Origin of the sequence: Aurantimicrobium sp. MWH-Uga1, from assembly GCF_003325955.1 — a bacterium.
Classification (GTDB): domain Bacteria; phylum Actinomycetota; class Actinomycetes; order Actinomycetales; family Microbacteriaceae; genus Aurantimicrobium.
Window position 1 is genome coordinate 395,707 of record NZ_CP030929.1, and the last position, 25,053, is coordinate 420,759.

Consider the following 25,053-nt stretch of genomic DNA (forward strand, 5'->3'; position numbering starts at 1 on the left):
AATGACCGTCAATATTGCTGTTGTTGGCCTGGGTGCCTTCGGTCAGAAGCACCTGGATGCTCTGGCTAACATCGCTGACGCCAACATTAAATACGTCGCACACAGCCGTCAGAACGTGGCGGATGAAATCGCTGAGAAGTATGGGGCTGAGAAAGGTTTTGATAGCTATACCGAGCTTCTAGCCCAGCCAGATCTCGATGGCGTAATCTTGGCCACCCCCACCCAGATGCACCATGACCAGACCATTGAGGCACTGCGAGCAGGAAAGCACGTCATGGTGGAAATCCCTATGGCAGATAACCTGCAGGGTGTTCAAGAGATTGTGGACGTTCAGCAAGAAACCGGTTTGATCGCCATGGCAGGTCACACCCGTCGTTTCAACCCGTCACACCAGTGGGTTCACAACAAGATCACCGCCGGTGAATTCAGCATTCAACAGATGGATGTGCAAACCTATTTCTTCCGTCGCACTAACATGAACGCACTCGGTCAGCCACGTTCGTGGACTGACCACCTGCTGTGGCACCACGCAGCCCACACGGTGGACCTGTTCCAATACCAAACTGGCGAGAAGATAGTTAAAGCCAACGCTATTCAGGGTCCCAAGCACCCTGAGCTGGGTATCGCGATGGACATGTCCATTCAGCTGGCCACCGAAACCGGCAAGATTTGCACCCTGTCCCTCTCGTTCAACAACGATGGGCCACTAGGAACCTTCTTCCGCTACATCGGCGATACTGGCACCTACATTGCCCGCTATGACGACCTGGTCACTGGCAAGGAAGAAGTGATCGACGTCTCCAACGTTGATGTGTCCATGAATGGCATTGAGCTGCAAGATCGCGAATTCGTGGCAGCTATCCAGGAAGGCCGTGAACCTAACGCGAGTGTTGCTCAGGTTCTTCCCTGCTACATCGTTCTCGACAGATTGCAGCAGCAGCTGGATTACTAAAGCTTTCTGCAACCTCCAGGACTTAACGAGTTATCCCCGCACACTGTGCGGGGATAACTCGTTAAGACTTCTTAGTCGGGGGCTGAGCGTGAGGAATTTTCTTGCCATGCATGATGCGACCGTGCGTGAACTGGATGGGCGCAATCATCGTGCTTTCGTAACCGCTTTGCGACAATATCTCCACCACATCCTGCATTTCTATTTGGTGGCGTTTGAAGTTGTGCGCGGCATCATCGATGAGTTCTTGAGCGCGGGCAGCGGTCATGCCATCGAATTGCCGCTGAATTTCTTGGCACGCAAAGTCTTGCATGCCGACGCTCTCGGCTGCCCACAGAGTATCCGTAAGAGCACCGGTGAGAGATTTTGCCAGCAGATTTCGCAGTAACTGACGTAACGCAACATCTCCTGCCTTATCAGAAATGAAGTAGGCAGGAAAGGAAAGGGCAGTGAGCTCAGAAACCAGGCGCAACGCTGCTGCCCCAGATGCTTCCACTCCCAGCTCGTCAACGATGGCGGCATCCGCATGGGCTTCTTCAGGAACTGTTTGAGCAATGCGCTGTTTGAGCTCAGGAGTTGCTGTAGTGAAATCTGCATAGATTGCTCCTGCTTTCAGGACAGGAGCAATCTTCTCTGCTGTTGAATGCGCGAGATGTGGTGTGCTGTGCACAAGAACAATATCTGAGCTTGTGACAGCATCTTCGATACTGGAGCTCACCGTGATCGGGACATACTGTGGGGTGTGAGTATCAAAGCCCACCACTTCAGCGCCAGCGTCCTTGAGTGATACTGCTAACGCAAGTAGGGAATCGGATAAGCCGATTACAGCGATACGAGTCATTAGTTTCCTAGCGGTCAAACATTTTCATTTGCGCAGCCGTGTGGTGATCACCAATGGGCTGAGTGACATTATCCAGACGTGCCACGAGATCATCGCTGAGCACAATATCCACAGCTGCGAGGTCCTCTTCGAGGTGGTTGATTCGCACAGTGCCCGGAATGGGGGACCAATCAGAACCTTTCGCCAACAACCAGGCAATAGCGAGCTGAGCAGGCGTGCAGCCTGCTTCTTCGGCAATGGCGATCACTTCGGTCAGGATTTCTTTGTTCTTTTCGAAAGCTTCTGGCTCAAAGCGGGGATTCGTCAAACGCCAGTCATCAGGGTCGAACTGGTCCAGTGAGGTGATCTTTCCGCTGAGCATGCCACGACCCAAAGGGGAGTATGGAACAAAGCCAATACCTAACTCTCGCAACACGTCAAGAGTGCCGTCTTCACCATCACGTGTCCACAGCGAATACTCTGACTGCAGCGCGGTAATTGGGTGAACGGCGTTTGCCCGGCGAATGGTTTCTTTACCTGCCTCTGAGAGGCCAATGTGCCCAATCTTTCCTTCAGTAATGAGTTCCTGAAGAGTTCCGATGACGTCCTCGATTGGGACGGACTTATCCACGCGGTGTTGGTAGTAAAGATCGATGTAATCCATATCTAGACGCTTGAGAGATTGTTCCACCGAATAACGAATGTTCGTTGGAGTGGAATCCATACCAAGTTTGCGATCGGGACCCTCGCCAGTCATCAGGCCAAACTTGGTGGCAATAACAACATTGTCACGGTGTGCTTTGAGGGCCTTGCCCACAAGAACTTCATTCTTGAAGGGACCATAGATTTCAGCAGTGTCGAAGAATGTCACACCAAGATCTAGGGCACGGTGAATCGTGGCAATGTGCACTTCGTCGGGCTGATCCTTACCCGTGAACAAGTGAGACATCCCCATGCAGCCCAAACCAATTCGAGAAACGGTGAGCTCGCGTAACTGGGTGTATTTCATGCGTGGATCTCCAGGTTAGGGATGTGTCATGGACAGCACATCAAGGGCACTGTCGAGTTGTTCGAGTGTGAGCTTCTTGCCATCGACATAACCCAGTTCCAGTGTGGCTTCACGAATAGTGATGCCATGAGCAACGGCATGTTTGGCAATCTTTGCAGCTGCTTCGTAACCGATGAATTTATTCAGTGGTGTCACAATTGACGGACTGGACTCAGCCAGAGCTCGAGCTCGCTTCACATTGGCCTCGAGGCCGTCAACGGTCTTATCAGCCAAGATGCGTGCAGAGGCAGAAAGTAAACGGATTGATTCCAGCACAGAGCTTCCCATCACGGGTATAGCAACATTGAGCTCAAAGAGTCCAGACGCGCCCCCCATCACAACGGCTGCATCATTCCCGATAACGCGCATGCACACCATGAGCACGGCTTCGGGAACCACAGGGTTCACCTTGCCAGGCATGATGGAGGAGCCTGGTTGCAGATCAGGGATATGAATTTCAGCAAGGCCAGTATTTGGACCTGAGCCCATCCATCGAATGTCATTACAGATTTTGGTCAAGCTCACCGCGATGGTGCGCAAAGCACCTGAGGCCTCCACCAAACCGTCACGGTTGGCTTGGGCTTCAAAGTGGTCGCGGGCTTCAGTAATCGGGAGTTTGGTTTCTTTGGCTAGTTTCTTAATCACCAGCTGAGGGAAACCCTTGGGGGTGTTTATTCCCGTTCCCACAGCAGTCCCTCCGAGGGGAACCTCTGCCACACGGGGCAAAGCTGCTTTGATGCGTTCAACGCCTAACCGAATCTGTGCTGCATAGCCACCAAACTCTTGGCCAAGTGTGACAGGGGTGGCATCCATGAGGTGGGTGCGGCCTGACTTGACTACTTTTGCCCACTTTTTGGCTTTCTTCTCCAACGCTTTAGCGAGATATTCCAAAGATGGAATGAGATCTTTGATTAGCGCGCTGGTCACGGCCACGTGCACGGACGTGGGGAACACATCGTTGGAGGACTGTGAGCAATTCACATGATCATTGGGGTGAACTGGCTTCTTCAGCTTCTTCGACGCAAGAGTAGCCAGCACCTCGTTCATGTTCATGTTGGAGCTGGTACCAGAGCCTGTTTGGTAAATATCGATAGGGAACTGATCGTCATACTTGCCCGCAATAACCTCATCAGCTGCCCAAGCGATTGCCTCGGCAATGCGTTGGTTCAACACACCTAGTTCAGCGTTGGCCAGGGCTGCAGCTTTTTTGATCTGCGCCAGTGCTGCGATGTGAGCTGCCTCGAGAGTGGAACCTGAGATGGGGAAATTTTCCACTGCGCGCTGAGTTTGTGCTCCATAGAGTGCAGTGATGGGAACCATCACTTCACCCATCGTGTCGTGTTCGACGCGGAATTCCTTGTTTGTGGCCACGAGTACTCCTGAGGTGGTGAAGAGATGGGAAAAGTTAGATGCCGATGTCTCCTACGACAACATCGGGCTTAACAGCACCTTGGCCCAAGCGATAGTTGGCGCCCACGATGGCGAGTTTGCCGTCGGCAATTGCTTGGGTAATGAGCTCGGAGCTTTCCATCAGCTCAGCAATTGTGTCGCGCAGATGTTCGCGACCCACCTCGAGGGCATCAACGTCTGCAGGGTTGAGGGAGCCATCAGGAGCAAACTGTCCTGCTTTGCCGGCAACGCGACGAATAGCAGGAACGATCCGCGCGACCAGGCTTGCGATGTGGGGTGGAAGCTGAGAGGCATCTGGGCCCAACATGTTGATCGCGCCCTTGACGGCACCACAGTTATCGTGACCAAGCACAACGATGAGGGGAACTTCTAAGATTCCCACGGCATATTCGAGGGAGCCCACGACAGAGTCAGAAATAATCTGGCCTGCATTGCGCACAACAAATAAGTCACCCAAGCCCTTGTCGAAAATGATTTCTGCGGCGAGACGTGAGTCAGAACAGCCAAAGAGAGCTGAGAGTGGACGCTGTTCTTCCATGAGTTCAGCCCGACGTTCTACATCCTGGCGAGGGTGAGCGGGGGCACCAGAGACGAAGCGTTCATTACCGCGAATCATTTCAGCCCATGCGTCAGCTGGGCTTAGTCGCGTTCGGTTCACTGGGCGCTCCTCAGGTCTGCTGTTATCGAGGTGGCAAGCTGTTCAAATTCAGCAGGTTCTGCCGTGCCAAAAAGCACGATGGTGGCATCACCGGAGGTGGTGACCATCGCGTATTCAACATTGCCGGGGTCACTCATGGAGCTGTTGTCATAGATGGTCCAGACGTGCCCATCAATTGTCATTTCACCCGTTGGAGGATATTCCTTGAGGGTTTGCGAAACCCATGTTGCATCTGCGTCAAAGGCTTCGTTGAAAGCAATAAATTGATCGTTGGGAGTGATGAAACCGATATACCAACTGGTCACTTTGCCATTGTTGGCATTACGCAGCTCTGCTGCGTTTGCTCGCCAATCTTTTGGCATGGCCGGCACAAGTAAGTCACGGTTGAGTGTTTGTGCAGCAACCTCACTCTGGGCCACATAGTCGATATTCCATTGAGGGTCACCGTCCGGGCGAGGCACGAGGAAATAGATCACCATGACTAAAGCCAGCGTGACCAGCATGGAATAGACCAGGTTGTTGATGGTCTTGCGAGATTTGTACAGTCTGGAGTTTTCCGCTTTACGCGCAGCAGTCTCTTCTGGTGTCTCGGGCCTGCCTAGCTCCGCGACAATCTTGGGTTCTTTCTTCCGGGGGCTCATTCTGCTGAGGCGCCTGCAGAATCTATACCAGCTCGAGCGGCGTTGAGGCGCTCTTTGGCTCCAACCAGCCATTCTTCACAGCGCGCAGCGAGTGCTTCCCCTCGTTCCCACAGGGCGAGAGTCTCCTCGAGAGTGGGGCTGCCCTGCTCGAGTTGCGCCACAACAGCGACAAGCTCGTTACGTGCTTCCTCGTAGCTGAGCTTGGAGACATCTGCTGGTGTTGCCATAGCTCAATTCTACCTGCAGCTGTGCAGTGCGTTCACGTCCGTATGCACAGCATTCCTGTGGGGCAGACAAAGACCACCCTGGTGAGTCAGAATGAGGGTATGCGTGCAGCCGTAGCAATCAGTCAAGACCCCGCCAACCCTTTAGCAGGATTGGTTGTTCAAGATATGCCGAAACCAGAAGTAGTTCCTGGCTGGGTCACAGTAAAAGTGGTTGCCTCATCGGTGAACCCACACGATCTGTGGACACTCAAGGGTGTGGGCCACCCGGCAGAACGTATCCCGATGATTTTGGGATGCGATGCAGCTGGGTATCTCGAAGATGGAACCCCAGTGATTGTTCACCCCGTCTTTGGCGATGCGCAGCGCGGACATGGTGACATCACCATGGATCCGCAGCGCGCTTTGCTCTCAGAGGTTCACAACGGTGGTTTTGCTGAATGGGTGCTCGTTCCCGAAACACACGTTGTCCCCAAGCCTGACTATTTCAGTTTTGAGGAAGCAGCGGTGCTTCCCATCGCGTGGGGAACCGCGTACCGCATGCTTTTTACTCGTGCAGGACTCAAGCCTGGAGATAAAGTCCTCGTGCAAGGTGCCACCGGTGGTGTTGCCAGCGCAGCGATTTCTTTAGCGAAAGCAGCTGGTGCCACGGTCTATGCCACCACTCGCGATGACGCAAACTTTGATTTTGCGAAAAAGGCAGGAGCGGACGAGGTATTCCTCACGGGAGCCCGACTACCAGAACGTGTAGATATTGTCGTGGAAACCATCGGGGAAGCTACCTGGTCTCATTCACTCAAAGCACTTCGTCCTGGGGGAACAGTTGTTATTTGTGGCGCAACCTCGGGCCCGAATGCTTCAGCAGATCTGAACCGGGTGTTCTATCAGCAGCTTTCGGTAATTGGGTCGACAGGATGCACTGTGGATGAATTCACTCACCTTCTCGCATTTATGCAGTCTGAAGGATTACGTCCCACCATTACCGACACGGTGAGTCTCGAAAACATCCACGAAGGATTCCAGAAGCTCATCGCTGGCAAACAGCTGGGCAAGATTGCCGTGCGCGTCAGCGAAGAACACTAAGCACTTCGCCAAGCACGAAGCACACTACTTCTTTTTCGGAGCACCATTCGAGACAGCATCAACCACACCTTCGGCAAGGTTCAGTGTGAATTCTGTGTGTGCCGGAGCGTCCTTCGCACTGCGTACGACGGAGCCATCGGCCAAAACTGCGATGGCGTAGCCACGATCCAGAGTCTGCTGAGGCGAAAGCGCTCGCAGTTGAGTCTTCAAAGACACCGTCTCTTGCATGGCGTTATGGAGTGCGCGGTCGACAAGGTCAGAACCGCGCTGCACGTTGCGCACAATCTCTTCAGCCCGAGTGGCAATAATCCAGTCAGAATCCGCAAGCACTGGCCGAGAACGCAGGCTCTCTAGGCGCTCCAGTTCAGTTGAAAGGAAACTTGTGACCTTGTTGCTGATGCGACTCTTCGCATCGGCAACGCGAGCAAGTTCCTCACTCACGTCGGGAACAACGCGCTTCGCTGCATCAGTGGGGGTGGAGGCGCGCAGATCTGCCACGTTATCTAACAGCGGCGCATCGGCTTCATGGCCAATGGCGCTCACCAGGGGGGTGACACAGGCAGCTGCAACCCGCAAAAGTTTTTCATCGCTGAACGGCAACAGGTTTTGGAAATCGCCACCACCGCGGGCAATGATGATCACATCAACCGCGGGGTCGGCATCCAGTTTTTGGATTGCAGCGATAACCTCGGGAACTGTTTGGTCGCCTTGCACTTTGGTGTGGATCACTTTGAACTCAACCTGAGGCCAGCGCAAATGAGCGTTGCGCAAAACATCTTTTTCTGCGTCAGAGTCTTGACCTGTGATTAGTCCAATGCATTGCGGCAAGAACGGAAGCGGAACTTTCCGGTCTGCGTCAAAAAGACCCTCTTTGGCCAGCTGAGCGCGAAGGCGCTCTAACTTTTCCAGTAGATCGCCTAAGCCAATGTGGCGCAGTTCGAGAACATTAAGCCCCAACTGGCCATTCTTTTTCCAGAAGTCCACTTTGACCAGGGCAACAACACGGTCCCCTTGTTTGATGTCATCAGGCATCTTGGTGCGCGCATTTGACCAAATAGTGAAGCCCATAGTGGAGTCTTCGGTGAGGTCTTTGAGTTTTCCAAAGATTCCAGAAGAACGTTGATCCCACTGGGTAATCTCGCCTTCAACCCACACCAGACCGAGGCGGTCAAGGTATGCCTTGAGCTTGGTCGTCAAAGCAGCAATGGGCCACGGCTCTTCCCGGGTCGATGCTGCCTCACTCATACCTATCAGGCTAGTCGAGACCACGGGCAAACACTCATCTTCGTCGCCTAAGCTGGAGTATGTGAGCGCAACGAATATAGGTCTGGGCATGCCCCGCATTCCCCGCCCCATGAAAACCCTGGTTGAGATGCCATCGCCGAACCCTAAGAAGGTTCTCTTGGCTTCCCCACGCGGTTATTGTGCTGGCGTTGACCGTGCGGTTATCACGGTAGAGAAGGCACTTGAGACGTATGGTGCACCCGTCTATGTGCGCAAAGAAATTGTTCACAACAAGTATGTGGTTTCTACCCTCGAAGAGGCTGGCGCCATCTTCGTCGACGAAGTCGATGAAGTTCCAGAAGGTTCACATCTCGTGTTCTCGGCTCACGGTGTCTCACCAGCGGTCGTCGCTAGTGCTGAAGCCAAGAACATGCAAACCATTGATGCCACCTGTCCGCTGGTGACCAAAGTTCACCGGGAAGCAGTGCGCTTTGCCCGTGACGATTATGAAATCCTTCTTATTGGGCACGTCGGCCACGAAGAAGTAGAAGGAACCGCAGGAGAAGCACCCGACCACGTCACCATCGTGGATGGCCCTCACGCGGTTCCCGACATCGAGGTCAAAGACCCCAACAAGGTTGTCTGGTTGTCTCAGACCACGTTGAGCGTGGACGAGACAATGGAAACAGTGCGCTTACTGCGTGAACGCTTCCCGAACCTGCAAGATCCCCCGAGCGATGACATTTGTTATGCCACCCAAAACCGTCAGATTGCCATCAAGAAGGTTGCAGCAAACTCTGACTTGGTCATCGTGGTTGGTTCAGCAAACTCCTCAAACTCCGTGCGATTGGTGGAAGTTGCCTTGGAATACGGGGCCAAAGCGTCGTATCGCGTCGATTTCGCTGATGAAATTCAGCAGGAATGGTTTGACGGTGTTTCCACTGTTGGTGTCACCAGCGGTGCTTCTGTTCCCGAAGAGCTCGTTCAAGATGTTCTCAAGGTGATTGCCACTGCCGGATATACCGACATCGAAGAAGTAAAGACAGCCGAAGAAGACCTCATCTTCTCACTGCCTAAAGAATTGCGACCTAAGCGCGCAAGCTAAAACTACTTCGCAGAGTTCGCCATATTGTTGATGGCTTCCTGGAAACCAGGGTCAGCCAACAACGAAATAAAGATGCATGCGGTGGAAATAACATTTGCGGTTACTGCTCCGATAACCGGAACCCACCACGACTTCTTCTTTGCCTGCATGCGCTCGCGTGACTTCCACACAACCAAAGCAAGAATGATTGCCTGAATAGTCACGGCAATCCAGCCCATTTGTGTCGCGAATGCCACACCAGTGAACGTGCCCATGTTGAAGTCGGGCATCAGGGTGTTGAGTTCGTCAACGAGTGCATTCATCACCGGCCGAGGGTTGATGTAGTCGGCAAGTCCAGAGAAAACCGAATACACACCAACGAAGATTAAGCCCCAGGTGACGAATCGATCCAGAGCAAGGCTCCGCTCCTGCTTCTCCTCGGGAGTCAGCGGAGTCGGAGCCTGCTTGGAATCTTCAGGCTTGGGTGCCTGCGGTTTTTTATCTGACAAGAATTACTTTCCGGAGTGACCGGCAGAACCCAGCTGCTCGGTGGAGTGGACGACGCGAGCTGCCATCGCAGTCTCGGCAAGCTTGCCCCAAGCGCGGGGGTCGTAGATCTTCTTGTTTCCTACTTCACCATCAACCTTGAGCACACCGTCGTAGTTGCGGAACATGGTGTCTGCCACCGAGCGAGTGAAGGCGTACTGGGTGTCAGTGTCGATGTTCATTTTCACCACTCCGTTATCAACGGCTTCAGCAATTTCTTCATCCGTTGAGCCAGATCCACCGTGGAATACGAGGTCGAAAGGCTTGGGGCCGGTGCCGAACTTGGCTGCCACACCCTCCTGGATGTCCTTGAGCAGTTCTGGACGAAGCTTGACGTTACCTGGCTTGTAGACGCCGTGAACGTTTCCGAAGGTCATGGCGGCCATGTAGCGACCATTCTCTCCCAGGCCGAGAGCTTCAACGGTCTTGATGCCATCTTCAACGGTGGTGTAGAGGCTGTCGTTGATGTCGTGAGAGACGCCATCTTCTTCTCCACCAACAACACCGATCTCCACCTCAAGGATGGCGTGGATGTTCTTAGTCTTTGCCAGCATCATCTCAGCGATGTCGAGGTTCTCGGTCAGGGGCACTGCCGAACCATCCCACATGTGGGACTGGAAGATGGGGTTACGCCCTGCGCGGACTTCTTCTTCAGAAGCGTTGATCAAGGGGAGAACAAAGTCGTCAAGAGCGTTCTTGGGGCAGTGGTCGGTGTGCAGTGCCACGGTGATGGGGTAGCTCTTCGCTACTTCGTGTGCAAACTTCGCGAAAGCAAGTGCACCCGTTGCACGAGCCTTGACCGTGTGGCCGGCAAAGTAGTCAGCACCACCAGTGGTGACCTGGATAATTCCGTCGGAACCTGCCTCGGTGAGGCCCTGAAGAACAGCGTTCAATGTCTGAGAGCTCGAGACGTTGAATGCAGGGTAAGCAAAGCCCTTGGCTTTTGCTTTGTCGAGCATCTCTGCATACTGTTCCGGGGTTGCGACGGGCATGTCATCTCCTTGATTCTGGCGCGAATATAGGTGGGAAAGCGCCTCTCTAGTCTAATCGGGATGTGAGACCGCTCTTTATTGGTATTTCGCATCCAAATGTGTTGCCGCGCGCTCGTCGAATAGAAGGTGACGCGCGTCGACGCCTAGGCTGAAGTCGTGACGTCAACAAACACAGGCATTTTGAACCTCCACCCCGATCGCAACCTAGGTATGGAATTGGTGCGCGCTACGGAAGCGGCAGCGATTCGCGCAGTTCCCTTTATCGGTCATGGTGACAAGAATGCAGCTGATAAGGCTGCCGTCGACGCCATGCGCGCGTTTCTTTCAACCGTGAATTTTGAGGGCGTTGTCGTCATTGGTGAGGGTGAAAAAGATGAAGCCCCCATGTTGTTTAACGGGGAAAAGGTGGGAACCGGTCGTGGTCCTGCCTGCGACATTGCGGTAGACCCCATCGACGGCACCAGCCTGACGGCTGCGGGCCGTCAGAACGCGGTCTCCGTCATTGCCGTCTCTGACCGCGGCACCATGCTGGACGCCTCTTCTGTTTTCTACATGAACAAAATCGTCACTGGGGAAGCCGGTGTTGGTGTTGTTGATATTCGCAAGCCCATTGGCGAGAACATTCGTGCCTTGGCTAAAGCAATGGGCAAGCCGGTGGGCGACATTCGTGTGGCCATTCTTGACCGCCCACGTCATGAGGGTCTTATTCAGGAAATCCGCGATGCTGGGGCAGGAACACGTTTGCTGCTGGATGGCGATGTTGCCGGTGGTATCAACGCAGCTCGTTACGAATCACGCATCGATATGTGCGTCGGTATCGGTGGAAGCCCTGAGGGCGTGGTCACCGCCTGCGCTATCAAGGCCCTTGGCGGACAGATCCAGACCATGATGGCTCCCAAAGATGACGAAGAGAAGCAGCGCGGTATTGATGCTGGCCTGAAGTTCGATTACGTCTACGACCAAGACACCTTGGTCACCAGTGACAACACCTTCTTCGTTGCCACCGGTGTAACCGACGGTGGTCTCGTGGAAGGTGTTCGCCGTAAGGGGCCGATTATCCGCACCGACAGTATCATTTTGCGAGGTAAGTCCGGCACTATCCGTCGTGTGCAGACCGACTACCGTGCCGACCGCTGGTTAGAACTTTAAGTAGCTGCCGCTAATTCTGCGTCAACTGTTCGGTTGCGACGCAGAATCACTGCCGCCGGTATATTTGCAGCGATGGAAATCACCATCAATGTGGTGAGAACGACGGTCCAGTCTGCAGTCGTTCCGTACAATAGCCCCATCAGCGGGGGAGCCATAGCCGCGCTGACATAAGCAACAATCTGGGCAAAGCCACTGAGCGCCATCGAGCTTTTCATGTTAGCTGTGCGCAGGTTGACCAAGGTCAACGACAGCGGAAATTCCAAACAGCCAGTCCCGAGCACAGCGACCCAGAGCCATGTGAGGTGTTCTGGGGTATACAACAGTCCCAAATATCCCACCAGATAAAACAAGCTGGATATTGTCACAAGCCAGTGAACATGTTTCCCCATTTTTTTGGCAAGCCCCGGGGTTGCAAAGGCAAGAGGCAATCCAATGCCGGCGAATAGTGCAAGCAAAGCTCCGGCTTGTGCCGCAGATACGCCTGCAATATCGATCAAGATCACGGGCATCCAGGCATACATTGCATAACCGGTTACCGACGAAACAGCGAGCACAATTCCCACGGACCACGCAGTGGGGGAGCGCCACGGGTGAATCTTGCGAACGAGGACAGACTCTTCTGGGGCATCAAATGTGGTGTCTTGTCGATGTTTGCGAAACTCTAAAATCCACGGCACCAGTGCGATAACTGCAAAGACCGCCCATTCGAGCAATGATCCACGCCACCCAATGGCGTCTGCAACTGGAACAGCAACAAGAGCCGGAAGAAAAGCGCTCACCGACATGACCGACATATAGATGGCCGTCATTGTGCTGACACGATCAGGGAAATACTTCCTCACCGCAGGAGGCATAGCGACGTTGGCAAAGCCCATACCAACCAGCGCCAATAACGTTCCCGCGGCGAGAGTTTGCCAGTTTACAGAAAGAGCACGGATGACATGTCCAAGGGCCATGAATACCAATGCCACAATGAGTGTGCGCTCGAGCCCAATTCGTTTTTCGATTCGGGGAGTCACAATTCCCCCAAATGCAAAACTTAACGGTGCAATGGAGCCCAAAAGGGCAATGGCAGCGGTAGTGAGCTCATAACTCTGAGAGATGTGTGGAATCAAAGGGGAAAGTGCCGCAACAGCTGCGCGCATGCTGAAAGCTACGAGAACAATGCCCGCAAACGCTAAAACGCGCCCGGCGAGCAAAGCGCGGGGCGCGTTAGAAGCTGAGGAACTCACTGTCCCATCATGGCATTAGCTTGCTTCGGTCGTGTCATCGGGATCCACGAGCTCACCTGCTGTGAGTGGTTTGGGAGCTTCGTGGACCTCGATACCTTCGGGCAAGATCTTGGTGGGATCAATACCGGGGAACTTTCGAGCGGTTGAAAGAACGCGAGTTTCGAGTGAGGAAATAAAGCCGTTGTAGTGCTTGACCGTGTTCTCGATTGCTTTACGTAGATCTTCGGTGTGCTTGGTCATGGTGCTGAGTCTGCTGTATAGCTCAATACCGAGATCAAAGAGTTTCTTTGCTTCATCAGTAACGACCTGCTGCTGCCAGGTATAGGAAACCGTTTTGAGAACAGCCCACAGGTTGACCGGGGAGGCTAAAGCGACGCGTTTACCGAAGGCATAATCCAGCAGAGTGGGGTCTGCTTCCAGCGCTGAGGCCAGCAGAGATTCGCTAGGAATGAACGCGAGAACAAACTCTGGACTGAAATCAAATCCACTCCAGTAACTCTTAGAGCTCAGGGCATCAACGTGGGAGCGAACAGCCTTGACGTGCGCTTTCATCAGGCTTTCACGGCGAGCTGCTTCTTCACCAGTTGCCGTGACTGGAATCTGACTTGCTTCCAAGTAGGAGTTGAAAGGCACCTTGGCATCAATCACGATGGTCTTGCCGCCAGGAAGATTAATCACCATATCTGGACGGATGGTTCCACCATCGGTTGTCATGGTGGTTTGAGTATCAAAGTCCACGTGGGCAGTTAGGCCAGCGACCTCCACGAGGCGGCGAAGTTGTGCTTCACCCCAGGTGCCTCGGACACTATTGGAACTCAACGCTGAAGCAAGAGATTGTGTCGTCGCGCGTAGCTCTTCACCGAATTGACGAGATTGGGTCAGTTGTTGCGCTATTTGGCCGTATTGTTCCTGGCGCTGGTTTTCCAAATCATTGACTTTGGTCTGCATCGCTTGCAAGGTCTCTTTTACCGGAGCAAGTGCCTCAAGGACTTTGTGTTCCTCTTGAGCACGAGCAGCATCATCTGCTTGCCTGCGGTCGTTTGCTTCGCGGAGCTCCGAGAGCATGCGCTCAAGAATTTGGATTTGCTCGTCTTTACCCGCAAGGCGAGCCTCGGCAGTTGCGGCACGCACAGCTAAATCTCCAGCATCACTTGGAAGTGATCTGCGGGATCGAAGAGCCCAACCGATAGCTATTCCGGCAATAATTCCGGTAAATAATCCAAGAAAGAGGAAGAGTGTTGAGTCCATCTTCACAGTGTCTCAGGAGGTGCGGACATTTCGCTGTTGCGCTCGCAGTTTGACACGCGTAATCTCAAACTTGTCAATATGTCCTAACATATGTACCTTAGAGCTTAGAAATAAGCAGTTCCCTCTTTCCAGAAAGTTGTACACCGAAGTATGACCTCCGCATCCAAAACCCCATACGATGTGATTACCATCGGTCGCGTTGGTATTGACATCTACCCACTCCAGGATGGCGTTGGCCTTGAGAAGGTTGAAACCTTCGGTAAGTACCTTGGTGGCTCCGCCACCAACGTTGCAGTTGCTGCTGCGCGCCATGGACTCAAGTCTGCTGTGATTACCCGCACGGGTAATGACCCCTTTGGTACATACGTTCACGAAGAACTTCGACGTTTGGGCGTCAGTGACGAATTTGTCTCTGGCGTAGAGGGGCTCAACACTCCTGTGGTGTTCTGTGAAATTTTCCCACCTGACGATTTCCCTCTTTATTTTTATCGTGATCCCATCGCTCCTGACCTGGTGATCAAAGCTAACGAGCTGGATCTCGATGCGATTACAAACGCAAAGATTTACTGGTCAACCGTGACCGGTCTGTCTGAAGAGCCCAGCCGCACCGCACACTTTGCTGCTTGGGAAGCCCGTGGACGCAAGCCACTGACCATCCTTGATCTTGACTACCGCCCTATGTTTTGGAAGCACCCAGAAAACGCTTCGATCCAGGTTGCAAAGGCGCTGGAGAACGTCACCGTTGCAGTGGGAAACAAAGAAGAGTGTGAAGTAGCAGTCGGGGAGACAGAACCTCACCGCGCAGCAGACGCTCTGCTCGAGCGCGGTATTGAGCTTGCCATTGTGAAGCAAGGCCCCAAGGGTGTTCTGGCCAAGACCAAGGACGAGACCGTTGAAGTTCCTCCCTACTTTGTTGATGTCATCAACGGGCTGGGTGCTGGAGATAGTTTCGGAGGAGCGCTGTGCTACGGCCTACTCCAAGGCTGGAGCCTAGAAAAGATTTTGCGCTTTGCCAACGTGGCAGGTGCTGTGGTGGCGAGCCGCCGCGAATGTTCAACTGCCATGCCAACGACGGCAGAGGTAGAGGCAATTCTGAAGGAGATCGGCGCATGAGCACCATCGATTTAGACGCTCTGCGCAAAGCGCGCGCAGAATACCCCGGCAAGATTACCGAGATTCTTGCTAACCGCAAGCGCCGTGAGCTCCTTCGTGGAGATGGCAAACTCTTCATCGTTGCTGCGGACCACCCAGCTCGTGGCGCTCTCGGTGTAGGCAAGGACGATATGGCCATGGCAGACCGTAACGTTCTACTGGAGCGACTAGCCCTTGCATTGTCTCGTCCAGGAGTTGATGGTGTTTTGGGGACCCCCGACATCATCGAAGACCTTGCGCTACTCGGTCTCCTAGATGACAAAATTGTCGTCGGGTCTATGAACCGTGGTGGACTCAAAGGTGCCTCATTCGAGATGGATGACCGCTACACCGCTTATGACGTCGAAGGCATAGTTGAAGCTGGACTTGATTTTGCGAAAAACCTCGTTCGTATCAACCTCAAAGACCCCGGCTCTGTCGACACTCTCGAGGCAACTGCACTAGCTGTGTCTGAAGCAGTGGACGCACAGCTTCCTATCATGCTCGAACCCTTTATGAGCGAGTGGGTAGATGGCAAGATTGTTAATGACCTCTCACCCGATGCGGTCATCCTGTCGATTGCTATTGCGTCAGGCCTGGGTAACTCCAGCGCCTACTCGTGGCTCAAGCTTCCTGTTGTTCCAGAGATGGAACGCGTAATGGCGTCGACTACCCTTCCAACTCTCCTTTTAGGAGGAGACCCCAATGGCGATGCAGAAGAAACTTTCGCCTCGTGGGAAGCCGCCCTCGCACTCCCCGGAGTGAGAGGACTCGTTGTTGGTCGAAGCCTGCTTTACCCCGCTGACGGAGACGTAGCCTCCGCCATCGACACCGCTGCCGCACTGGTTCACGGTTCATAAGTTCGTATAGAAACCCTCACGAAAGAAGATCAATGTCTACTCTTCCCGTAGTTGGCCACTGGATTGATGGAGCTGAAGTTGTCAGCACCTCTGGCCGTACCGCTCCCGTTTACGACCCTGCTCTTGGTGAAATCACCAAGGAGGTAGCTCTTGCTAACCAGGCAGAGATTCTTGCTGCTATTGAGTCTGCTCAGGCTGCTTTCCCTGCATGGCGCGACCAGTCGCTTGCTAAGCGTCAGGCCATCATCTTCAAGTTCCGTGAACTCCTCAACGAGCGCAAGGGTGAGCTGGCAGAAATCATCACCTCCGAGCACGGGAAGGTTCTCTCGGATGCTCTCGGTGAGATCACTCGTGGTCAGGAAGTTGTGGAGTTCGCTTGCGGCATGAACCAGATGCTCAAGGGTGAATACTCCGAGAACGCTTCCACCGGTGTTGATGTTTACTCAACCCGTCAGCCTCTGGGTGTTGTGGGTGTGATTTCTCCCTTCAACTTCCCCGCCATGGTTCCCATGTGGTTCTTCCCTGTTGCTATTGCTGCAGGAAACACCGTTGTTCTTAAGCCTTCTGAGAAGGACCCCAGTGCGGCAATTTGGATGGCGAAGCTGTTCAAGGAAGCTGGTCTTCCTGATGGTGTATTTACCGTCCTCAACGGTGACAAGGAATCTGTTGATGGTCTCTTGGAGCACCCTGCAGTCCAGGCGATTTCCTTCGTAGGTTCTACCCCGATTGCTCAGTACATCTACGAGACCGCAGCGAAGAATGGCAAGCGTGTTCAGGCTCTTGGGGGCGCGAAGAACCACATGCTTGTACTCCCCGATGCAGACCTCGACCTGGTTGCTGACTCTGCCATCAACGCAGGCTTCGGTTCTGCCGGTGAGCGTTGCATGGCTATCTCTGTTGTTGTGGCCGTTGAGCCCGTTGCTGACGCACTGATCGAGAAGATCGTGGAGCGCATGAGCAAGCTGACCACCGGTGATGGTCGTCGTAATTGTGACATGGGCCCCTTGGTCACCAAGGTTCACCGTGACAAGGTTGCTTCCTACATCGATATTGCTATCGCTGATGGTGCAACTGTTGTTCACGATGGCCGTAACGACACCTTCGACGGTGCCGAGAACGGTTTCTGGCTTGGCCCCACTCTGATTGACAACGTTCCTACCTCTTCCAAGGTCTACACCGAGGAAATCTTCGGCCCTGTGCTCTCTATCGTTCGGGTGAAGAGCTACGACGAAGGTGTTGAACTCATCAACAACGGTGCGTTCGGTAACGGAACAGCAATCTTCACCAACGATGGTGGTGCTGCTCGTCGTTTCCAGAACGAGATCGAGGTCGGCATGATCGGTATCAACGTGCCCATCCCCGTTCCTGTTGCGTACTACTCCTTTGGTGGGTGGAAGAACTCCCTGTTCGGAGACACCAAGGCTCACGGTGCTGAAGGCGTGCACTTCTTCACTCGTGGAAAGGCCATCACCAGCCGCTGGCTTGACCCCAGCCACGGTGGCATCAACCTGGGCTTCCCCCAAAACTAATTACCTATCACCATGATCCCGGCCGGTTGTTCTAGGGGCCGGCCGGGATTTTTTTCTAGCGAAGGAGCTGACAAACATGGCCCACACCACCAGTGGCGAATGGTTTTATGAACGCACCTCGTTAGCGCGTGACGGCTGGGAAACAGTCGTTGACGGAGCCATCGTAGGATGGCAGTACACCGGTATTCGTGTCGCTGAACTTGCAGGAACTTCTGTTCCTCTTGAGGCAGCAGCTGTGGAACGCATCGTTGTTCCACTGTCTGGGTCGTTTACAGTTACCTTTCAACTCGATGGTGATCCGGGAACCCACACCCAGGTATTAGCTGGCCGAAAGTCTGTATTCCACGGACCTACAGATGTGCTTTATCTTCCGACCGGAACAGATGCAGAAATCTCTGGCACAGGACGAGTTGCTGTCGCGGAAGCGCCAACCAACAAAAAATTCCCTGTCGCCTACATAGCTGCTGAGGGGGTGCCAGTTGAACTCCGTGGGGCCGGACGGTCGAGCCGCCAGGTGCACAACTTTGGCACCCCTCAAGCATTAGCTGCTGACCGTCTGATTGTTTGCGAAGTCATTACTCCCGCAGAAAACTGGTCTAGCTACCCTCCTCACAAGCACGATGAGCATATTCCTGGACACGAGTCACACCTCGAAGAGATTTATTATTTCGAAACTGCGACCTCAAAGGGCCTGGATTCTCCAACCTCTGCAGAGCCTTTTGGCTACATGAGGACCTATGCATCTGCAGCTGGTCCAATAGACACCCTCGAAGAGGTTCACTCGGGTGATGTTGCTCTCGTGCCTCACGGTTGGCATGGACCCTGCGTGGCAGCACCAGGCTATGACCTGTATTACCTCAATGTGATGGCAGGGCCAGACCCTGATCGGGTCTGGCAAATCAGTGATGACCCTGCCCACGCGTGGATCCGCGAGACCTGGAATGGCCAAGAGATTGACCCCCGACTTCCTTACACGGCATAGAAACAAAGAGAGAAAACTATGACTACCCGTCGCATGACTGTCAGCCAAGCACTCATCGAGTTCTTGGGACACCAGTACACCGTGGATGGTGATTACCGTGAACGCACCATTGTGGGAACCTTCGGTATCTTTGGCCATGGAAATGTCGCTGGTGTGGGCCAAGCACTCAAGCAGTTCTCAGTTGACCAGCCAGAACTCATGCCCTACTACCAAGCCCGAAACGAGCAAGGCATGGTGCACGAGTCCGTTGCCTACTCACGCATGACACGTCGTCGTTCTACTTTTGCTTGTGCCGCATCCGTCGGCCCCGGTGCTACCAATATGCTCACTGGTGCTGCTGTGGCCACTACCAACCGCCTTCCGGTTCTCTTGCTTCCTTCGGACACTTTCGCAACCCGCGTCTCCGACCCTGTGCTTCAGCAGCTCGAGCTTCCACACGATGCAAGCATGAGTGTCAATGATGCGTTCAAGCCACTCTCTCGCTTCTTTGACCGCGTGCACCGCCCAGAGCAGCTGTTCTCTGCTGCTCTCGGTGCAATGCGTGTCTTGACTGACCCAGTTGAAACAGGTGCGGTCACCATCGCTCTTCCTGAAGATGTCCAGGCTGAAGTTATTGATGTTCCCGCTGAATTCTTAGCGGACCGCGAGTGGCACATTCGCCGCCCACGACCTGACGCTGGATTGATGGCTGAGGTTGCACGCCAGATCTCCAAGGCCAAGAAGCCCTTCATCGTTGCTGGTGGTGGCGTGATCTACTCCGACGCTGCCGAAGCACTGCGTTTGTTCGTTGAAGCAACCGGCATCCCTGTGGGAATGAGCCAGGCTGGTGTGGGTTCACTGAACTGGGATCACCCCCAGAACATGGGTGCTGTTGGTGCAACCGGTACTACCGCTGCAAATCGCCTCGCACGTGAAGCAGACCTCATTATTGGTATTGGTACCCGTTACAGCGACTTCACTGCCGCAAGCCGGACTGCTTTCCAAAACCCTGATGTGAAGTTCATCAATATCAACGTGGCATCTTTCGACGCCTTCAAGCACGGAAGTGCACTACCGGTTGTTGCAGATGCACGTGAGTCCATCATCGAGCTTCACTCCGTTATTTCTGGATTCCACATTTCTTCTGAATATGCTGCAGAAGCTGCACGTCAAAAAGAAACATGGGATTTTGAGGTTGACAAGGCATTTGTTGACCGCGGATTAGTTCTTCCCAGCCAGACAGAAATTATTGGAGCAGTTCAAGAAGCTTCTGATCCTCGAGATGTTGTAGTGTGTGCCGCCGGTTCACTCCCCGGTGACCTCCACAAACTTTGGCGCGTGCGTGACGATCTGGGCTACCACGTCGAATACGCCTTCTCCTGCATGGGCTACGAAATTGCCGGTGGTATCGGTGTAGCTCGTGCTGATAAGACCCGTGATGCCATCGTGATGGTTGGTGACGGCTCCTATCTCATGATGAACTCTGAGATCGTTTCCGCTGTGGCTGAAGGCATCAAGTTCATCATCGTGTTAATCCAGAACCACGGTTATGCCTCCATCGGTCACCTTTCAGAAGACGTGGGTTCCCAGCGTTATGGAACGCTGTATCGCACCCACGACAAGGAGGGCAACAACTTCGAGCAGGGCGAGATTCTCCCCATTGACCTCGCAGCAAACGCTGAGTCATATGGCATGAACGTCATTCGCGTTGAGCCCACCACCAATGCCATCGCTGACCTCTCAGCTGCCGTTAAGGCTGCAAAGGCTAGCGATGTTGCCACTTTGATCCACATCAACAGTGATCCTCTTCTCTACGCTCCTGATGGAGAAGGCTGGTGGGATGTTCCTGTAGCGGCGACCTCCACCTTGGCCTCCACCCAAAAGGCGCGTGCAGAGTACGAAGAAATCCAGAAAACCCAGAAGCCATACCTCGGTCGTGGCGTATCCGAAAGGAACAACTAACAATGTCTGATGCACAAATCCGTGTTGGTACGGCACCTGATTCCTGGGGTGTTTGGTTTCCTGATGACCCCAACCAGGTTCCTTGGGAGCGCTTCCTCGATGAGGTTCAGGCAGCTGGATATCACTGGATTGAGCTAGGTCCATTTGGATATTTGCCTACTGATCCTCACCAGCTCGAAGACGAGCTAGCTAAGCGCGACCTCAAGCTGTCCGCCGGAACTGTTTTCACCGGATTCCACAAGGGTGATGATCAGTGGAAGCGTGCTTGGGATCAAGCACTCGATGTCGCTGGATTGGTATCACAGCTCGGGGCAGAGCACTTGGTGGTAATTCCAGACCTATGGCGTTCAGACGCAACAGCTGAAGTTCTAGAGGCTCGTACCCTTGACAGCGACCAGTGGAAGAAGTTGGCCGCTGGCCACGACAAGCTGGGTAAGGCGCTACTAGAGGAATATGGAATCAAGCAGCAGTTCCACTCTCACGCTGACAGTCATGTTGGTACGTACAAGGAAGTCGAGCGCTTCCTTCAGGAAACCAACAAGGAATACACCAACCTCTGTTTAGACACAGGTCACTTTGCCTATTACCTGGGTGACAACGTTAAGTTGATGAATGCTTACCCAGACCGCATTGGCTACCTTCACCTCAAGCAGGTTGAACCAGACATCTTGGCCGAAGCTCTCAAGAATGACATGCCTTTTGTGGATGCTGTTGCAAAGGGTGTCATGACTGAGCCTGGTGGTAACGGTGTTCCCGAGTTCGCTCCCATCATTGAGAAAGCTGCCGAAATCGACCCAGACATGTTCGCCATTGTTGAGCAGGATATGTATGGCTGCTCGGTGGACTTCCCCTTCCCGATTGCCAAGCGCACTCGTGACCACATCCACAGTTGCACCCACGCAGCCCGTTTTCAGTAATCCCACACGTTAGAGATAAACAAAGAAAGAAGCTCATGGAAGAACTTCGTATCGCCGTTGTTGGCGCAGGCATGATGGGTGCAGACCACGTCACCCGAATAACTGAGCGAATTGTTGGCGCTCGCGTATCCGCCATTGTTGAGCCAGATGAGGCTCGCGGTAAGGCGGCAGCTGAACATGCACCTGGCGCATCTGCTTTTTCAAACATCGAGGACGCTATCGCAGCCAAGGCAATGGACGCAGTTCTCATTGCCACTCCCGGACAGTTCCACGAGCCTGTTCTGCTTCCTGCTTTGGCAGCTGGCCTTCCCATTCTGTGCGAGAAGCCACTGACCATGAGCGCTGAGGCATCTTTGCGAGTGGTTGAGGCAGAAATTGCTGGTGGTAAGCAGCTCATTCAGGTTGGCTTCATGCGCCGCTTCGACCAGGGCTACATGGATCTGCGTGAACTTATTGTTTCAGGCAAGGCAGGTGACCTGCTTGCCATGAACTGCGCACACCGTAACCCTGCAGTGCCTGACACGTACACCAACACGATGTTAATTGAAGACTCCGTTGTTCACGAGATCGATGTTGTGCGATTCCTGACTGACTCTCCAATTGCTGCAATCGAAGTCAAGCACCCTAAGCGCAATGCTCTTTCTCCAGATCACCTGGATGAGCCCATCTTCGCTCTCCTGTACACCGAGAGTGGAGTTCTAGCCAACGTCGAAATGAATGTATCTGTTCAGTTCGGCTACCAAGTCAAAACCGAAGCTATTTTCCAGAGGGGAATTGCGGAGATAGGCCGGACCGCAGGTTTGAACTTGTGGCAGGACGGACTGCTCTCCACTAACGAGCACATGTCATTCAAGACGCGCTTCGCGGCTGCCTATGACAGCCAGATTCAGCGCTGGGTCAACGCCACAATGCAGGGCAAGATTGACGGGCCAAGTGCGTGGGATGGCTACCTGGCCTCCGCGGCGGTCACCGCAGGTGTTGAGGCACTCACCACAGGCAAGCGCGTTGAGGTTGAATACGCTCCTAAGCCTGCTTTCTACAACTAAATGTCAAAAGAATAAGGATCGAAGGAGATCACGATGGTGAAAATTGCTCTGGACCCCACCCCGTTCCACCACTCACACGGACTGATGGAATTCCCTCGTGTGGCAGCGGATTTGGGCTATGAATGGCTGCAACTCACCCCGCACCCAGACATGATTCCTTTCTTCAACCATCCGAAGGCCGATGACGACTACGTCAAGGCATTCAAGAAGGCCTGCAAGGACGCAGGGGTGGGTATCGCCTCCACTCTTCCAGTGTTGCGCTGGTCTGGTCCTGATGAGGATGCGCGTGAAGCAGCTGTCCGCTACTGGAAGCGTGTGATTCGCATTACCGCTGAGTTGGGTGTGGACACTATCGGCACTGAATTCTCTGGACGTCCTGAGCGTGCTGAGGAATCAGAGCGTATGTTCTACCGATCGATGGAGGAACTCGTTCCCATCATCGAGAAGGAAGGCATCAAAGTCTTCATTGACCCGCACCCAGATGACTTCGTTGAGAATGGCCTGGCAGCTTGGCGAGTGATTCGTGGCATCAATTCCAAGAACTTCGGAATGGTCTATGTAGCGTCACACACCTTCCACATGCAAGAGCAGCCTCTCGAGATTATGCGTACAGCGGGGGAGCGGATTGGCATCGTTCACGTCTCTGACACCATGGACCACACCCGTTCGCACGGCCTGCGTTACATCTCCAACCCTCCAGGAAACGCAGTGCGCGTTCACCAGCACCTCAAAATGGGTGATGGCGATGTGAACTGGGATGAATTCTTTGGCGGCCTCAAGGAGATCGGATTCTTGGACAACCCCAATTCTGTGATGTGTTCAAGCGTCTTTGCGGAAAACGAAAACGCAGCTGAGGTTGCTAAGTTCCAGCTTGAATCAATGAAGAAATACATCGAAAAACTCACATAGATCACATTTGTCACCAAATTGTGATAATTGAAACCCCGACAGGCAAGTCCTGCCGGGGTTTCTTATTTTTAGTTTCTGAACTGGGATTTTTCTCAGCAAAAAAGGCCTATTTTTGCCAAAAAGGTGTGTCGATTTGCGCTAGGGTTATGAAATGACGTAAATATGTCATAACAAACTGTTGACCTTCTTCGAAATTGAAGTTACGTTGGCAGTAGAAAGTCGCTGAGGTTCACCGTAACCAAGGCGGTGAACACAAATCCGAAAGGGACACAAAGAAGTGAAACTCACATTCAAGAAAGGCCGCGCACTTGCCGCAGCCGCAATGGTTGGTGCAGCAGCACTCGTACTGACCGCATGTTCAGCAGCAACACCTGCAGCTGACACCGCATCTGGCCTCGAGTCAGGGCTCGGTTCTCGTGCAGAAAACCGCAGCGCTTACTTCTTCACCTACTATGACCCAACAGGTGACGCATTCTGGGCACAGATCCAGGCTGGTGCTGAAGACGCAGCAGCACTCACTAACCTCGACATGACCTACCAGACCGCTAAGGGCGACTCTGCAACAATGGTTGACCTGGTTCAGGCATCTATTGCTAAGAAGCCTGCAATGATCTTCATGCCTTTCAACGAAGGTGAAGCATGGGTTGACGTAGCTTGCCAGGCTCACGATGCAGGTATTCCTGTTATCGCATTCAACGTACCTGCTCCTGAATCAGCAGGTGACTGTGTTCTCGCATTCGTAGGTCAGGACTTCTTCGCAGTTGGTGAAATCATCGGTCAGGCTGCCCTCGCACAGGGTCTTGTCAAGGCTGGCGACACCGTACAGATCACTGCTGAAGAGCCAGACCAGCCATACGCTCTCCAGCGTGGTGGCGGTGTAAAGAAGGTTCTCGAGGCAGCAGGTGTCAACGTGCTTCCTGAGTCCGAATGGCTCCGTACCGGTGGTGACGACGCTCCTGCACTGGACGCACTGACCTCTTGGATCGTTGCTAACCCTAACGTGAACCTCATCGTTCCTGTTGGTGGTACCCCTCACCGTAACCTTCCTGCTGCTCTCGAAGCTGCAGGTAACACCACTATGAAGGTCATCGGTTTCGACACCTCTCCCCAGGTTGTTCAGGGTCTGAAGGACGGCGTCCTCACAGCTACCGCTGACCAGCAGGGCTACATCCAAGGCTTCCAGTCTGTGATGCAGGGTGCACTCTACCTTGACTTCGGTTTCAGCCCCGCTAACATCAACTCTGGTGGTAACGGTCTGATCACCGCAGACAACGTAGCAAACATTGAGGCTGAAGACCTCCAGGGAATCCGCTACTAATTAGTAGCTCCTTGAAATAACATCAATCGGGGCCGGTCGGAAATCTTCGGTCGGCCCCGATTCCTTCCCTCAGCACGAACTTGATTTAGGCATAGACGCCTAGAACCAAAGG

The 25,053-nt window shown here is 53.6% G+C and carries 24 protein-coding genes; 13 read left to right on the forward strand and 11 right to left on the reverse strand.

Annotation, left to right across the window (positions count from 1 at the left end):
• The first annotated feature begins 1 nt into the window (after position 1).
• On the forward strand, positions 2-952 hold the full coding sequence (locus tag AURUGA1_RS02060) for a Gfo/Idh/MocA family oxidoreductase (RefSeq protein ID WP_114128660.1): 951 nt from the start codon (positions 2-4) through the stop codon (positions 950-952).
• A 61-nt stretch (positions 953-1,013) separates the two neighbouring features.
• On the opposite strand, the gene AURUGA1_RS02065 is transcribed toward AURUGA1_RS02060, so the two are convergent.
• From AURUGA1_RS02065 to AURUGA1_RS02090, 6 genes are read right to left on the reverse strand one after another with little or no spacing between them, the layout of a single operon-like run.
• Positions 1,014-1,790 (reverse strand): NAD(P)-binding domain-containing protein, encoded by a 777-nt coding sequence (locus tag AURUGA1_RS02065; RefSeq protein ID WP_114128661.1) that lies wholly within the window; start codon positions 1,788-1,790, stop codon positions 1,014-1,016.
• Positions 1,791-1,797: 7 nt separating this feature from the next.
• Positions 1,798-2,778 (reverse strand): aldo/keto reductase, encoded by a 981-nt coding sequence (locus AURUGA1_RS02070; protein ID WP_114128662.1) that lies wholly within the window; start codon positions 2,776-2,778, stop codon positions 1,798-1,800.
• Positions 2,779-2,793: 15 nt separating this feature from the next.
• Positions 2,794-4,188, reverse strand: a complete 1,395-nt coding sequence (locus AURUGA1_RS02075; protein ID WP_256372961.1) for an aspartate ammonia-lyase — start codon at positions 4,186-4,188, stop codon at positions 2,794-2,796.
• Positions 4,189-4,222: 34 nt separating this feature from the next.
• Positions 4,223-4,843 carry a carbonic anhydrase gene (locus tag AURUGA1_RS02080; protein ID WP_114129680.1) on the reverse strand — a complete coding sequence of 207 codons (621 nt, stop codon included), beginning with the start codon at positions 4,841-4,843 and terminating at the stop codon, positions 4,223-4,225.
• 38 nt (positions 4,844-4,881) lie between these two features.
• Positions 4,882-5,526 (reverse strand): DUF4245 domain-containing protein, encoded by a 645-nt coding sequence (locus tag AURUGA1_RS02085; protein WP_114128663.1) that lies wholly within the window; start codon positions 5,524-5,526, stop codon positions 4,882-4,884.
• Positions 5,523-5,753, reverse strand: coding sequence for an exodeoxyribonuclease VII small subunit (locus tag AURUGA1_RS02090; RefSeq protein WP_114128664.1), 231 nt, complete (start codon positions 5,751-5,753; stop codon positions 5,523-5,525). Before AURUGA1_RS02090 ends, AURUGA1_RS02085 begins: the two co-directional genes overlap by 4 nt.
• Positions 5,754-5,852: 99 nt before the next feature.
• Between AURUGA1_RS02090 and AURUGA1_RS02095 the strand changes: the two genes are divergently transcribed.
• The gene (locus AURUGA1_RS02095) at positions 5,853-6,833 is read left to right on the forward strand and encodes a zinc-binding dehydrogenase (protein ID WP_114128665.1); all 981 of its coding nucleotides are present in this window, start codon (positions 5,853-5,855) and stop codon (positions 6,831-6,833) included.
• 24 nt (positions 6,834-6,857) lie between these two features.
• Here AURUGA1_RS02095 and xseA read toward each other — a convergent pair whose 3' ends face one another.
• Positions 6,858-8,102: an exodeoxyribonuclease VII large subunit gene (gene xseA, locus AURUGA1_RS02100; RefSeq protein ID WP_371412368.1), complete on the reverse strand. Its 1,245-nt coding sequence runs from the start codon at positions 8,100-8,102 to the stop codon at positions 6,858-6,860.
• A 64-nt stretch (positions 8,103-8,166) separates the two neighbouring features.
• Here xseA and AURUGA1_RS02105 point away from each other — a divergent pair, with 64 nt between their 5' ends.
• The gene (locus AURUGA1_RS02105; protein ID WP_114128667.1) at positions 8,167-9,162 is read left to right on the forward strand and encodes a 4-hydroxy-3-methylbut-2-enyl diphosphate reductase; all 996 of its coding nucleotides are present in this window, start codon (positions 8,167-8,169) and stop codon (positions 9,160-9,162) included.
• A 2-nt stretch (positions 9,163-9,164) separates the two neighbouring features.
• On the opposite strand, the gene AURUGA1_RS02110 is transcribed toward AURUGA1_RS02105, so the two are convergent.
• Positions 9,165-9,650, reverse strand: a complete 486-nt coding sequence (locus AURUGA1_RS02110) for a DUF6264 family protein (RefSeq protein WP_114128668.1) — start codon at positions 9,648-9,650, stop codon at positions 9,165-9,167.
• Between the two features lie 3 nt (positions 9,651-9,653).
• Positions 9,654-10,679 (reverse strand): class II fructose-bisphosphate aldolase, encoded by a 1,026-nt coding sequence (fbaA, locus tag AURUGA1_RS02115; protein WP_114128669.1) that lies wholly within the window; start codon positions 10,677-10,679, stop codon positions 9,654-9,656.
• Positions 10,680-10,889: 210 nt separating this feature from the next.
• Here fbaA and glpX point away from each other — a divergent pair, with 210 nt between their 5' ends.
• On the forward strand, positions 10,890-11,828 hold the full coding sequence (glpX, locus tag AURUGA1_RS02120; protein ID WP_114129681.1) for a class II fructose-bisphosphatase: 939 nt from the start codon (positions 10,890-10,892) through the stop codon (positions 11,826-11,828).
• Here the strand turns inward: glpX and AURUGA1_RS02125 are convergent.
• Together AURUGA1_RS02125 and rmuC are read right to left on the reverse strand one after the other, a co-directional pair.
• Positions 11,825-13,060: a CynX/NimT family MFS transporter gene (locus AURUGA1_RS02125; protein ID WP_114128670.1), complete on the reverse strand. Its 1,236-nt coding sequence runs from the start codon at positions 13,058-13,060 to the stop codon at positions 11,825-11,827. The genes glpX and AURUGA1_RS02125 overlap by 4 nt on opposite strands.
• A gap of 15 nt (positions 13,061-13,075) precedes the next feature.
• Positions 13,076-14,308, reverse strand: a complete 1,233-nt coding sequence (gene rmuC, locus AURUGA1_RS02130; RefSeq protein ID WP_114128671.1) for a DNA recombination protein RmuC — start codon at positions 14,306-14,308, stop codon at positions 13,076-13,078.
• A gap of 150 nt (positions 14,309-14,458) precedes the next feature.
• On the opposite strand from rmuC, the gene iolC reads away from it, so the two are divergent.
• From iolC to AURUGA1_RS02175, 9 genes are all read left to right on the forward strand, one after another.
• Positions 14,459-15,421 carry a 5-dehydro-2-deoxygluconokinase gene (iolC, locus tag AURUGA1_RS02135; protein ID WP_114128672.1) on the forward strand — a complete coding sequence of 321 codons (963 nt, stop codon included), beginning with the start codon at positions 14,459-14,461 and terminating at the stop codon, positions 15,419-15,421.
• Entirely contained in the window at positions 15,418-16,299 is an 882-nt protein-coding gene (locus AURUGA1_RS02140) for a class I fructose-bisphosphate aldolase (RefSeq protein WP_205214663.1), read from the forward strand. The genes iolC and AURUGA1_RS02140 overlap by 4 nt, the downstream gene beginning before the upstream one ends.
• A gap of 32 nt (positions 16,300-16,331) precedes the next feature.
• Entirely contained in the window at positions 16,332-17,828 is a 1,497-nt protein-coding gene (locus AURUGA1_RS02145; protein ID WP_114128673.1) for a CoA-acylating methylmalonate-semialdehyde dehydrogenase, read from the forward strand.
• Between the two features lie 76 nt (positions 17,829-17,904).
• Positions 17,905-18,810 (forward strand): 5-deoxy-glucuronate isomerase, encoded by a 906-nt coding sequence (gene iolB, locus AURUGA1_RS02150; protein ID WP_114128674.1) that lies wholly within the window; start codon positions 17,905-17,907, stop codon positions 18,808-18,810.
• 18 nt (positions 18,811-18,828) lie between these two features.
• A complete protein-coding gene (gene iolD / locus AURUGA1_RS02155; RefSeq protein ID WP_205214664.1) occupies positions 18,829-20,751 on the forward strand; it encodes a 3D-(3,5/4)-trihydroxycyclohexane-1,2-dione acylhydrolase (decyclizing) in 1,923 nt (640 codons plus the stop codon).
• Positions 20,752-20,753: 2 nt separating this feature from the next.
• Positions 20,754-21,668 (forward strand): sugar phosphate isomerase/epimerase, encoded by a 915-nt coding sequence (locus AURUGA1_RS02160; RefSeq protein WP_114128675.1) that lies wholly within the window; start codon positions 20,754-20,756, stop codon positions 21,666-21,668.
• Positions 21,669-21,703: 35 nt separating this feature from the next.
• Positions 21,704-22,714: a Gfo/Idh/MocA family protein gene (locus AURUGA1_RS02165; protein WP_114128676.1), complete on the forward strand. Its 1,011-nt coding sequence runs from the start codon at positions 21,704-21,706 to the stop codon at positions 22,712-22,714.
• 36 nt (positions 22,715-22,750) lie between these two features.
• Positions 22,751-23,623, forward strand: coding sequence for a sugar phosphate isomerase/epimerase (locus AURUGA1_RS02170; RefSeq protein ID WP_114129684.1), 873 nt, complete (start codon positions 22,751-22,753; stop codon positions 23,621-23,623).
• Between the two features lie 277 nt (positions 23,624-23,900).
• The gene (locus tag AURUGA1_RS02175; protein ID WP_114128677.1) at positions 23,901-24,941 is read left to right on the forward strand and encodes a substrate-binding domain-containing protein; all 1,041 of its coding nucleotides are present in this window, start codon (positions 23,901-23,903) and stop codon (positions 24,939-24,941) included.
• The last annotated feature ends 112 nt before the right edge of the window (positions 24,942-25,053 follow it).

Coding starts and splice junctions, on each gene's coding strand:
- iolB (WP_114128674.1), top strand. CDS start 17,905: ATGGCCCACACCACCAGTGGCGAATGGTTTTATGAACGCACCTCGTTA.
- AURUGA1_RS02105 (WP_114128667.1), top strand. CDS start 8,167: ATGCCCCGCATTCCCCGCCCCATGAAAACCCTGGTTGAGATGCCATCG.
- AURUGA1_RS02095 (WP_114128665.1), top strand. CDS start 5,853: ATGCGTGCAGCCGTAGCAATCAGTCAAGACCCCGCCAACCCTTTAGCA.
- AURUGA1_RS02070 (WP_114128662.1), bottom strand. CDS start 2,778: ATGAAATACACCCAGTTACGCGAGCTCACCGTTTCTCGAATTGGTTTG.
- AURUGA1_RS02160 (WP_114128675.1), top strand. CDS start 20,754: ATGTCTGATGCACAAATCCGTGTTGGTACGGCACCTGATTCCTGGGGT.
- AURUGA1_RS02165 (WP_114128676.1), top strand. CDS start 21,704: ATGGAAGAACTTCGTATCGCCGTTGTTGGCGCAGGCATGATGGGTGCA.
- AURUGA1_RS02145 (WP_114128673.1), top strand. CDS start 16,332: ATGTCTACTCTTCCCGTAGTTGGCCACTGGATTGATGGAGCTGAAGTT.
- AURUGA1_RS02090 (WP_114128664.1), bottom strand. CDS start 5,753: ATGGCAACACCAGCAGATGTCTCCAAGCTCAGCTACGAGGAAGCACGT.
- AURUGA1_RS02140 (WP_205214663.1), top strand. CDS start 15,418: ATGAGCACCATCGATTTAGACGCTCTGCGCAAAGCGCGCGCAGAATAC.
- iolD (WP_205214664.1), top strand. CDS start 18,829: ATGACTACCCGTCGCATGACTGTCAGCCAAGCACTCATCGAGTTCTTG.
- AURUGA1_RS02060 (WP_114128660.1), top strand. CDS start 2: ATGACCGTCAATATTGCTGTTGTTGGCCTGGGTGCCTTCGGTCAGAAG.
- AURUGA1_RS02085 (WP_114128663.1), bottom strand. CDS start 5,526: ATGAGCCCCCGGAAGAAAGAACCCAAGATTGTCGCGGAGCTAGGCAGG.
- glpX (WP_114129681.1), top strand. CDS start 10,890: ATGGAATTGGTGCGCGCTACGGAAGCGGCAGCGATTCGCGCAGTTCCC.
- fbaA (WP_114128669.1), bottom strand. CDS start 10,679: ATGCCCGTCGCAACCCCGGAACAGTATGCAGAGATGCTCGACAAAGCA.
- AURUGA1_RS02080 (WP_114129680.1), bottom strand. CDS start 4,843: ATGATTCGCGGTAATGAACGCTTCGTCTCTGGTGCCCCCGCTCACCCT.
- rmuC (WP_114128671.1), bottom strand. CDS start 14,308: ATGGACTCAACACTCTTCCTCTTTCTTGGATTATTTACCGGAATTATT.
- AURUGA1_RS02065 (WP_114128661.1), bottom strand. CDS start 1,790: ATGACTCGTATCGCTGTAATCGGCTTATCCGATTCCCTACTTGCGTTA.
- iolC (WP_114128672.1), top strand. CDS start 14,459: ATGACCTCCGCATCCAAAACCCCATACGATGTGATTACCATCGGTCGC.